The sequence below is a fragment of the Streptomyces sp. NPDC047706 genome (assembly GCF_043204795.1).
Classification (GTDB): domain Bacteria; phylum Actinomycetota; class Actinomycetes; order Streptomycetales; family Streptomycetaceae; genus Streptomyces.
In genome coordinates, this window is sequence record NZ_JBIDCW010000007.1 from 279,217 (window position 1) to 289,706 (window position 10,490).

Genomic DNA, 10,490 nt, shown 5'->3' on the forward strand with positions numbered 1-10,490 from the left:
GGGCGGCGGGACAACACCCCGCCGCCCGCGCCTCCGTCCCCACCCCCGACACCTCTTCACAGGAGCGCACCCAGTGACCGTGCTGTCCCCGCCCCCGCCGGCCGTGGCGCCGCCGGCAGCGGCGTCCTCACCCGAGCCCGAGCCCGCCGCCGGGCCGCCGCGGGCCGAACGCGCCGGCTTCGCGTTCGCCGGGGTCGCGCTGTGCCTGCTCGCCGCGCTGCTGCTCGGCTTCGCCGCCAACCTGACGATCGTCGGCCACCTCCAGCACGCCCGCGACCAGCAGACGGCGTACGACGAGCTCCGCCGCCAACTCGCGCTCGGCGTCGCCCCGGTGGGCCAGCAGACCTACGAGGGCGAGCTGCTGGAGCCCGGCGCACCGGTGGCGCTCCTGCGTATCCCCACGCTGGGCCTGAAGGAGGTCGTCGCCGAGGGAACCACCTCCGGCGTGCTGATGTCGGGCCCCGGCCACCGCCGGGACACCCCGCTGCCGGGACAGGCCGGCACCAGCGTGATCATGGGCCGCCAGTGGGCGTACGGCAGCCCGTTCAACGACCTGCACCAGCTGCCGCCCGGCACGGAGATCCGGGTGACCACGGGGCAGGGCACGGCCACCTACGAGGTCTCGGCCGTCCGCCGTGAGGGCGATCCGCTGCCGCCCGCCCTCGAGGAGGGCGAGGGCAGGCTCACCCTCATCACCGCCGAGGGCGGGCCCTACACCCCGTCCGGCACACTCCGCGTCGACGCGGAGCTGACCAGCGACGTGATGCCCGCCCCGCCGCGCCCGCCGGCGCCCGGCTGGACCGACGAGTCCGAGCAGGCCATGGGCACGGAAGGCGCGGCCTGGCTGTCGGTCTTCCTGTGGTCGCAGGGCCTGCTGATGGCCGCGCTGCTCACCATGGCCGCCTACCGCGCCTGGGGCCGCTGGCAGACGTGGATCGTCGGCGTGCCCGTCCTGGCCGCCTTCGGCCTCGCAGTCTCCGGCGCCGCCGCGCGTCTGCTGCCCAACCTGCTCTGACCGACGAGGAGTTCAGCCCCATGACCGACATGACCGACACCACCTCCACCCTCGTCGACGAGACCCTCGCCCCGACGCAGAAGCTGACCGCGGTGAAGCCGCGCAAGCCGGGCGCGGCGACGGCGGAGAGCGACCCCGCCACCCTGGAGGCCGACGCCATCTCGGCGTGGTTCGGCAACCACAAGGTCCTGGAGCGCGTCTCGCTGACGATGCCGGCGCGCAGGGTGACGGCGCTCATCGGCCCGTCCGGATGCGGCAAGTCGACGTTCCTGCGGATCCTCAACCGCATGCACGAACTGGTCGGCTCCGCCTCCCTGTCCGGCCGGGTGCTCCTCGACGGCGACGACATCTACGACCGCGGCCGCCGCATCACGCACGCCCGCCGCCACATCGGCATGGTCTTCCAGAAGCCGAACCCCTTCCCGGCGATGTCGATCTACGACAACGTCACCGCGGGCCTCAAGCTCGGCGGCATCAAGGCCGGCCGCGACGACAAGGACTGGCTGGTCGAGGAGTGCCTGACCAAGGCGGGCCTGTGGAAGGAGGTCCGCGACCGCCTCCGCCAGCCCGGCGGCGCCCTGTCGGGCGGCCAGCAGCAGCGCCTGTGCATCGCGCGCTCGCTCGCGGTACGCCCGCGCGTACTGCTGATGGACGAGCCCTGCTCGGCCCTGGACCCGACGTCGACGCGTCGCATCGAGGAAACCATCCACGAACTCAAGGAAGAGGTGACGATCGTGATCGTCACCCACAACATGCAGCAGGCGGCCCGCGTCTCCGACCAGTGCGCCTTCTTCCTCGCGGAGCAGGGCACCCCGGGCGTGATCGTCGAACACGGCACCACGGACGCGATGTTCAACAGCCCGCAGGACCCCCGGACCACGGACTACGTGAACGGGCGCTTCGGCTGACCACCGAACGGATCCAGGCGATGGATGGCACCCTCCGCGCAATGCCCCCGGGACGAGCGGGCCGCGCGGTGCCCGTCACGGCGGCACTCCTGACCGTCACCGCCGCTGTGGCCCTCGCCGGCTGTGCCGACCCGGGCCTTGAGGACGAGCCGCTCGCGAACCCGCCCGCGTCCGCCCCGGCGGCCGGGCAGGCCGTGCGCGCCGGGGGCGGGGAGCCCGGGGAGCCCGTGGTCGCCGAGGCTCCCGCCGCGCCCCGTCCGGCCCAGACGCCGGCGGACGGCGCCGCGTCGCCCCCGCCGGCGGGCCAGGGCTCGGGGCCCACGCCGCCCTCCTCATTTCCCAGCCTGAACCGGGCGGCGGCCCGAGTGACGAGCCGACGCCCACCGGGACGCCGAGCGACACCGTCGCGCCGACTCCCGGCGAGAGCCCGTCGCAGACCCCGTCGGACCCCGCCACCGGGCCGTCCGTCCCGTCGGAGACGGCCCGGACCCCGAGCCGTCCACCGAGACCCCGGCGTCCCCCTCACCCGGCGGGACCACCGGGAGCCCTGAGCCCACCTCGTCGGACACCACCGCCCCGGTACCCGGCTGAGCGGACCGCGCACGGACCGGCACCGGGCGGACACGGGGCCGACGGGGCGGACGGGGGCACACGGGGCCCGGCACGGGTTCGGCCGGCTGAACCGCCGCCGAAGTCCGTGCCGGGCCTGCGCTCGGCGTCCCGCGGGGGGTGGCGTCGGTGCGGGACACCTGCGGGCGGATACGTCCAAGGGGGGCGAGGAGCGCAACCGCACTCCCCTCAGCGTGGGACGTGCCGGGGCGGAGCGGACAGCCGGGGGGAGTGCTACAGCCCAACTCCCGGTGAACCGGGGGTCCTGGGCGCTTCGGCGCCCTGGTCCCGGTGCCTCAGATGCCCGCCGCCTCGGACAGGTCCCGCTTGATCGCCGCCAGCAGGTCCGCCGCCTCGGCGCGGGCCGCCGGGAGGCCGGCATGGGCCGTGACGGGCACCACGACCTCCAGGTAGCACTTCAGCTTCGGTTCCGTGCCGCTGGGGCGGACGATGACGCGCGCGCCGTCGAGGGTGTAGCGCAGGCCGTCCGTGGGCGGGAGCTTGTCCGTGCCACGGGTGAGGTCCTCCGCCTTCGTGATCGCCAGGCCCCCGAGGTGCGTGGGCGGCTGCTCGCGCAGGCGGCGCATGGCGTCGGCGATCACCGACAGGTCCTGCACGCGGACCGAGAGCTGGTCGGTGGCGTGCAGGCCGTGCTCCACGGCGAGGTCGTCGAGGAGGTCGGGGAGGGTGCGGCCGTCCGCCTTGAGGACGGAGGCCAGCTCCGTGATCAGCAGGGCCGCAGTGATGCCGTCCTTGTCGCGTACGCCGTCCGGGTCCACGCAGTAGCCGAGGGCCTCCTCGTAGCCGTAGCGCAGGTTCTCGGCGCGGGCGATCCACTTGAAGCCGGTGAGGGTCTCCTCGTGGGCCAGGCCCGCCCGCGCGGCGATGCGGCCGAGGAGGGAGGAGGAGACGATCGACTCGGCGAACGTGCCCTGTGCTCCGCGGTTCACCAGGTGGGCGGCGAGGAGGGCGCCGACCTCGTCGCCGCGCAGCATCCGCCAGTCGTCGTTCTCCTTGACGGCCACCGCGCAGCGGTCCGCGTCCGGGTCGTTGGCGATGATCAGGTCGGGGTCGGTCTCCCGGGCCCTGGCGAACGCCAGGTCCATCGCGCCGGGCTCCTCCGGGTTGGGGAAGGCGACCGTGGGGAAGTCCGGGTCGGGCTCGGCCTGCTCGGCGACGAGGGCGGGGGCCGGAAAGCCGGCGCGGTCGAAAGCCGCGAGGAGGGTCTCCTTGCCGACGCCGTGCATGGCCGTGTAGACGGTGCGGGCGGTGCGGGGGGAACCGGCGGCGAGGACGGCGTCCGTGCGGGCCAGGTAGGCGTGCAGGACGGAGTCGTCGAGCGTCTCCCAGCCTTCGGTGGGGCGGAAGACCGTGGTGAGGGAGGGGATCGCGGCGATCTCCGCGGCGATTTCCGTGTCGGCGGGCGGGACGATCTGGGAGCCGTCGCCGAGGTAGACCTTGTAGCCGTTGTCGCGGGGCGGGTTGTGGCTGGCGGTGACCTCCACGCCGGCGACCGCGCCGAGGTGCCTGATGGCGAAGGCGAGGACGGGCGTGGGCAGGGGGCGGGGGAGGACGGCCGCGCGGAGCCCGGCGCCGGTCATGACGGAGGCGGTGTCGCGGGCGAAGTCGGCGGACTTGTGGCGGGCGTCGTAGCCGATGACGACCAGGCCGCCCTCGTGGCCCTGCTTCTTGAGGTACGCGGCGAGGCCGGCGGCGGCACGGATGACGACCGTGCGGTTCATGCGCAGGGGGCCGGCGCCGAGTTCGCCGCGGAGGCCGGCGGTGCCGAACTGCAGGGTGCCGCCGAAGCGGGCGGCGAGCTCGGTGACGTCCTTGGTGTCGATCAGGCGGGCGAGTTCGGCGCGGGTCTCCGGGTCGGGGTCCTCGGTGAGCCATGCCTGAGCCTGTGCGAGGAGGTCGTCTTGCACGGTCGGTCAGCCTCTCGTCGTGTGTGGTGCGGGGTGCCTGCGGCGGCCTGTGCAGGGGGTCGTGCCGGTGCGCTGTCTGTGGCGGTCTGTTCAGGTGGCGGTGTGGTGTGTGCGGCGGTCTGCGGCGGGGGTGGCCGCGGCGGCCTGTGTGGGTGGTGCGGGTGTGGTGCCCGTGGCGGTGGTGCGGGTGCGCCTGCGGCGGCCTGTGCGGGGTCGTGGGGCCTGTTGTAGCGCCTGCGGTGCGTGCCGTGTCGTGTCGCGCCCGCGCCGGGCGTGTCCATCCTCTGTACGGCGCGGAATCGGTCTTTGACCAACTCGCCCGTGTCGACGCGCCGACCGCCGCGGGCGGACACACCCCCGACGCGGCCCCTTCCCGCCGTGGGCGGCCTTCCCCTCGTGCGCCCCGGCGGAAAGCCGTCCCGCCGTGGGCGGCTGTCCGTGGGCGGGCGGACTACAGGCGGTCCAGGACCTGGGTCAGGAGGGAGCCCATGCGGGTGGCGGAGTCGCGGCCCGCCTGGAGGACCTCCTCGTGGTTGAGGGGCTCTCCGGTCATCCCGGCGGCGAGGTTCGTGACCAGGGAGATGCCGAGGACCTCCGCGCCCGCCTCGCGTGCCGCGATGGCTTCCAGGACCGTCGACATGCCCACCAGGTCCGCGCCGATCACGCGGGCCATCCGGATCTCGGCCGGCGTCTCGTAGTGCGGGCCGGGGAACTGGGCGTAGACGCCCTCCTCCAGGGTGGGGTCGACCTCCTTGCACAGGGCCCGCAGGCGCGGGGAGTACAGGTCGGTGAGGTCGACGAAGTTGGCGCCGACGATGGGGGAGGTGGCGGTGAGGTTGATGTGGTCGCTGATCAGCACCGGCTGGCCGGGGCGCATGCCCTCCCGCAGGCCGCCGCAGCCGTTGGTGAGGACGACGGTCTTGCAGCCGGCGGCGACGGCGGTGCGGACGCCGTGCGCGACGGCGGCGACGCCGCGGCCCTCGTAGTAGTGCGTGCGGCCGAGGAAGACCAGGGCGCGCTTGTCGCCGATCCGGTACGAGCGGATCTTGCCGCCGTGCCCGGCGACCGCCGGCGGCGGGAACCCGGGCAGGTCGGTGACCTGGAACTCGGCCTCGGGGGCGCCCAGCGCGTCCACGGCCGGTGCCCAGCCGGAGCCCATCACGAGGGCGACGTCGTGGGACTCGGCGCCGGTGAGCTCGCGCAGGCGGGCGGCGGCGGCGTCGGCGGCGGCGTACGGGTCGCCCTGGATGTCGTCCGGAAGAAGAGATGCGTTCACGCGGAAGAGGGTAGCCGGTCTGGTCCTACGCGCGTAGATGACAGAGGTCACGGGATTGCGATCGTTGTCTTGTCGTTTCCGACGACAGGGGTCGGCCCGGTCATTCGTCGGTGACGAGGACGTCCTTGTCGTTGAAGACCTCGACGATGAAGATCAGCAGCCGGCCACGGCTGACCGTGTACTCCACGATGATGTTCTGTGTGAGCCGGATCGTACGGTCGTCGCCGGTCGAGCTTATGGGGCGCGACACCGGCAGGAAGGGGTCGCGGGCCAGCAGGGCGATGCCCTTGTCGAAGGCGCCGCGCTGCCGGTCGTCGAGCCGGTCACGGGCCTCGGCCGCCTGCACCGTGAAGTAGACGTCGTACGTGGTGGGGGACATGTGATCTCCCGTGGGCGTCGGTCCTCCAAGTCTAGGAGGCCGGGGCCGGGGTCAGCAGGGTCTCTTGCGGAGCTCCATCACGTAGTCGTGCGGGGCGCCCGCCGATTCCGCGGCGTCCGCGATCTCGCCCAGGTAGCGGGCCGAGGGGAGACCGCCCTCGTAGCCGTTGAGGACGTAGACCCAGACGCCCTCCTCACCTTCGAGGGTGTGGACGCGGACGCGCATGCGGCGGTAGACGCCGAGGCCGACGCCGACCCATCGGTCGAGTGACTCCTCGTCCAGGGGTGCGATGTCGTAGAGGGCGACGAAGACCTGGGATCCGGGGGACTCGACGATTGTCGAGAGCGCCCCCTCCCAGCCCATGTGCTCGCCGCCGAACGTCAGCCGCCAGCCGTTCATCCACCCCGTGGCCCGCATCGGCGAGTGGGGGGCGCGGCGGGACATCAGCCGCGCGTCGAGGTTGCCGGCGTAGGCGGCGTAGAGCGACATGGGTCGAGGGTACGGCAGACGACCGGCGCGTCACTTCCGTGCCAGGGGTACCTGTGGTAGCTCGGGCAGCCCCCCGGGGCAGTCGCACATTGAAGGGTGCGGGACAATGGAGTACGTGACTCGGATCGTGATCATCGGTGGCGGACCCGGCGGATACGAGGCGGCGCTGGTCGCCGCCCAGCTCGGGGCGGAGGTGACCGTCGTCGACTGCGACGGTCTGGGCGGAGCGTCGGTGCTGACCGACTGCGTGCCGTCGAAGACCCTGATCGCCACGGCCGAGGTGATGACCACCTTCGACTCCTCGTACGAGGAGCTGGGCATCATCGTCGCCGACGACACGCCGCACATCGAGCAGGCCGCCCGCGTGGTCGGCGTCGACCTCGGCAAGGTCAACCGGCGGGTGAAGCGGCTCGCGCTCGCCCAGTCGCACGACATCACCGCCGCGGTGACACGGGCCGGCGCGCGGGTGATGCGCGGGCGTGGGCGGCTGGAGGGCATGCAGGCGCTCGACGGGTCGCGCAAGGTGGTCGTCCGGGCCGCGGACGGCAGTGAGGAGACGCTCGCCGCGGACGCCGTGCTCATCGCCACCGGCGGGCACCCGCGTGAGCTGCCCGACGCCAGGCCCGACGGCGAGCGGATCCTGAACTGGACCCAGGTCTACGACCTCGACGAGCTCCCCGAGGAGCTGATCGTGGTCGGGTCGGGTGTGACCGGTGCCGAGTTCGCGGGCGCCTACCAGGCGCTCGGGTCCAAGGTCACGCTGGTCTCCTCCCGGGACCGGGTGCTGCCGGGCGAGGACCCGGACGCGGCCGCCGTGCTGGAGGACGTCTTCCGGCGGCGCGGCATGAACGTGATGGCGCGCTCCCGGGCCGCCTCCGCCAAGCGGGTCGGCGACCGGGTCGAGGTCACCCTCTCCGACGGCCGGGTCATCACCGGGTCGCACTGCCTGATGGCCGTCGGCGCCATCCCGAACACCGAGGGCATGGGGCTGGAGGAGGCCGGGGTCCGGCTCAAGGACTCCGGGCACATCTGGACCGACAAGGTCTCGCGCACGAGCGCCCCCGGTGTCTACGCCGCCGGTGACGTCACGGGGATCTTCGCCCTGGCGTCGGTCGCCGCCATGCAGGGCCGCATCGCCATGTACCACTTCCTCGGCGACGCGGTGGCCCCGCTGAACCTCAAGACGGTCTCGTCCAACGTCTTCACCGACCCCGAGATCGCCACCGTCGGCTACACCCAGGCCGACGTCGACGGCGGTGTCATCGACGCCCGGGTGGTGAAGCTGCCGCTGCTGCGCAACCCGCGCGCCAAGATGCAGGGCATCCGGGACGGCTTCGTCAAGATCTTCTGCCGTCCGGGTACGGGGATCGTGGTCGGCGGTGTGGTGGTGGCGCCGCGCGCGTCCGAACTCATCCATCCGATCTCGATCGCCGTCGACAACAATCTGACGGTCGAACAGATCGCGAACGCTTTCACCGTTTACCCCTCCCTTTCGGGGTCGATCGCGGAGGTGGCCCGCCAGCTCCAGACCCGGAAGGCGACCGGCGAGGGCTGACCGTCCGGGCGGCCGAAAGTGACTCCTCGCTGGTCACGGGGAGTTGCCGACCATGCGTTCGGCATAGGCGGCACGAGTAGGCCCCTATACCACTTCCCGATGACGTGTGCGAACAACTTCTGTTATTCGGCGCAAACTGCTGAAAGCAGACGGTCGTTGGGGTTACTGTCAGTTTCGTGTTCGCTGCAGAACGTCGCCAGTTGATCCTCGAAATGGTGCGCGCCAACGGGGCCGTGTCGCTCCGTGAGCTCGCCCGCGTCGTCCAGACCTCCGAAGTGACCGTACGGCGGGACGTGCGCGCACTGGAGGCAGAAGGACTCCTAGACCGCCGGCACGGCGGTGCGGTATTGCCGGGCGGATTCACGCGGGAATCCGGCTTTCCGCAGAAGTCGCATCTCGCGACCGCCGAGAAGACCGCCATCGCCGACCTCGCCGCGAACTTCGTGCAGGAGGGCGAGGCGATCGTGGTCGGGGCCGGTACGACGACTCAGGAGCTGGCCCGCCGGCTCGCCCGGGTCCCCGGCCTGACCGTCGTCACCAACTCCCTGCTCGTGGCGCAGGCCCTGGCCCACGCCAACCGGGTGGAGGTCGTGATGACCGGCGGTACGCTCCGCGGCTCCAACTACGCCCTCGTGGGGTCGGGCGCCGAACAGTCCCTCCAGGGGCTGCGGGTGTCCCGGGCCTTCCTCTCCGGTAGCGGCCTGACCGCCGAACGCGGTCTGTCCACGTCCAACATGCTCTCCGCGTCCGTGGACCGGGCCCTCGTCCAGGCCGCCGCCGAGGTCGTGGTCCTCGCGGACCACACCAAACTCGGTACGGACACGATGTTCCAGACCGTCCCGACCGATGTGATCACCCGCCTCGTGACGGACGAGCCGCCGGTCCACGACGACCGTGCCGCCACGGAGCTGCAGGCGCTCGCCGACCAGGGCGTCCAGATCGCCGTGGCCGGCACGGGGGCCCCGGGAAACTCCGGTGACGCGGGCGGTGAGGGCACCCCGGCACGCCGGCAGCGCCGGGACGTACCTCTCCCGGGCCCCCGCCGTGGCCAGGTCCCGGGCGCCGGGTCGCCCCTGCGCACCGCGGCCGTGCTCGGCGAGCAGTCACCGGGCGGGGAGCGGGCCAGGGTGGCCGATCTGCGGCGCCGGTGACGGGCCGCGCTCCGCGCCGGGGCGGGCGGTCCTGAGGCAGGCCGTCAGGTCTCTCCTCGGCGTGTCACGAGCGGCTGTCAGGGGGACGGTGCCTACCCGCCGCGCCCTCGCCCTGGTACGCCCCGGACCAGGGCACCGGCTCCCCCCACGCCCCCCACGGGAAACGAAGCGCCCGGCGGACGTCGAAAGACGGTCCGCCGGGCGCTCGCAATGCGGTACGACCACTCAGTCCTTGATCTCGCAGATCAGCGCGCCCGACGTGATCGACGCGCCGACGTCCGCGGTCAGGCCCTTGATGGTGCCCGACTTGTGCGCGTTGAGAGGCTGCTCCATCTTCATGGCCTCCAGGACGACGATCAGGTCGCCCTCCTTGACGGCCTGACCCTCCTCCACGGCGATCTTGACGATGGTGCCCTGCATCGGCGAGGCGAGGGTGTCGCCGGAAGCGACGGGGCCGGACTTCTTGGCGGCCCGGCGCTTCGGCTTGGCGCCGGCGGCGAGGCCGGTGCGGGCCAGCGACATGCCCAGGGAGGACGGGAGGGAGACCTCCAGCCGCTTGCCGCCGACCTCGACGACGACGGTCTCGCGGTCCAGCTCCTCCTCGGCCTCCGTGTCCGCGGGGGCGGTGAAGGGTTTGATGTCGTTGACGAACTCGGTCTCGATCCAGCGGGTGTGGACCGTGAAGGGGCTGGTGGAGCCGGTCAGTTCGGGGGCGAACGCCGGGTCCTTGACGACCGCTCGGTGGAAGGGGATGGCGGTGGCCATGCCGTCGACCTGGAACTCCTCCAGGGCGCGGGCGGCCCGCTGGAGGGCCTCGGCGCGGGTGCGGCCGGTGACGATCAGCTTGGCGAGCAGGGAGTCCCAGGCGGGGCCGATCACGCTGCCGGACTCGACACCGGCGTCCAGGCGGACGCCGGGGCCGGACGGCGCGGCGAACGTGGTGACGGTGCCGGGGGCGGGCAGGAAACCCCGGCCGGGGTCCTCGCCGTTGATGCGGAACTCGAAGGAGTGGCCGCGCAGCGGCGGGTCGTCGTAGCCGAGGGCCTCGCCGTCGGCGATGCGGAACATCTCGCGGACCAGGTCGATGCCCGCGACCTCTTCGGTGACGGGGTGTTCGACCTGGAGGCGGGTGTTGACCTCCAGGAAGGAGATGGTGCCGTCGAGGCCGACGAGGAACTCG

General features: G+C 72.9%; 9 protein-coding genes. 4 read left to right on the forward strand and 5 right to left on the reverse strand.

The window, feature by feature from the left end; genetic code table 11:
* Nucleotides 1–73: 73 nt before the first annotated feature.
* Both ACGF8A_RS11550 and ACGF8A_RS11555 read left to right on the forward strand, forming a co-directional pair.
* Nucleotides 74–1,015 (forward strand): sortase, encoded by a 942-nt coding sequence (locus ACGF8A_RS11550; protein ID WP_393106701.1) that lies wholly within the window; start codon nucleotides 74–76, stop codon nucleotides 1,013–1,015.
* 29 nt (nucleotides 1,016–1,044) lie between these two features.
* Nucleotides 1,045–1,923 (forward strand): phosphate ABC transporter ATP-binding protein, encoded by an 879-nt coding sequence (locus ACGF8A_RS11555; protein WP_393106742.1) that lies wholly within the window; start codon nucleotides 1,045–1,047, stop codon nucleotides 1,921–1,923.
* Between the two features lie 905 nt (nucleotides 1,924–2,828).
* Here the strand turns inward: ACGF8A_RS11555 and ACGF8A_RS11560 are convergent.
* The 4 genes from ACGF8A_RS11560 to ACGF8A_RS11575 all read right to left on the reverse strand — a co-directional run bounded on the left by ACGF8A_RS11560 (nucleotide 2,829) and on the right by ACGF8A_RS11575 (nucleotide 6,604).
* Complete coding sequence (locus tag ACGF8A_RS11560; RefSeq protein ID WP_393106703.1) at nucleotides 2,829–4,460, reverse strand: phospho-sugar mutase; 1,632 nt, start codon at nucleotides 4,458–4,460, stop codon at nucleotides 2,829–2,831.
* Between the two features lie 451 nt (nucleotides 4,461–4,911).
* Complete coding sequence (locus ACGF8A_RS11565) at nucleotides 4,912–5,736, reverse strand: purine-nucleoside phosphorylase (RefSeq protein WP_393106705.1); 825 nt, start codon at nucleotides 5,734–5,736, stop codon at nucleotides 4,912–4,914.
* Between the two features lie 100 nt (nucleotides 5,737–5,836).
* Nucleotides 5,837–6,115 carry a type II toxin-antitoxin system RelE/ParE family toxin gene (locus tag ACGF8A_RS11570; RefSeq protein WP_393106707.1) on the reverse strand — a complete coding sequence of 93 codons (279 nt, stop codon included), beginning with the start codon at nucleotides 6,113–6,115 and terminating at the stop codon, nucleotides 5,837–5,839.
* Nucleotides 6,116–6,166: 51 nt separating this feature from the next.
* Nucleotides 6,167–6,604 (reverse strand): gamma-glutamylcyclotransferase, encoded by a 438-nt coding sequence (locus ACGF8A_RS11575; protein WP_393106709.1) that lies wholly within the window; start codon nucleotides 6,602–6,604, stop codon nucleotides 6,167–6,169.
* A 106-nt stretch (nucleotides 6,605–6,710) separates the two neighbouring features.
* On the opposite strand from ACGF8A_RS11575, the gene ACGF8A_RS11580 reads away from it, so the two are divergent.
* Both ACGF8A_RS11580 and ACGF8A_RS11585 read left to right on the forward strand, forming a co-directional pair.
* Nucleotides 6,711–8,159: an NAD(P)H-quinone dehydrogenase gene (locus tag ACGF8A_RS11580; RefSeq protein ID WP_393106712.1), complete on the forward strand. Its 1,449-nt coding sequence runs from the start codon at nucleotides 6,711–6,713 to the stop codon at nucleotides 8,157–8,159.
* A gap of 176 nt (nucleotides 8,160–8,335) precedes the next feature.
* On the forward strand, nucleotides 8,336–9,310 hold the full coding sequence (locus tag ACGF8A_RS11585; protein ID WP_393106714.1) for a DeoR/GlpR family DNA-binding transcription regulator: 975 nt from the start codon (nucleotides 8,336–8,338) through the stop codon (nucleotides 9,308–9,310).
* A gap of 225 nt (nucleotides 9,311–9,535) precedes the next feature.
* Here ACGF8A_RS11585 and ACGF8A_RS11590 read toward each other — a convergent pair.
* On the reverse strand, nucleotides 9,536–10,490 hold a 955-nt coding region (locus tag ACGF8A_RS11590), incomplete at its 5' end, for a biotin/lipoyl-containing protein (protein WP_393106716.1).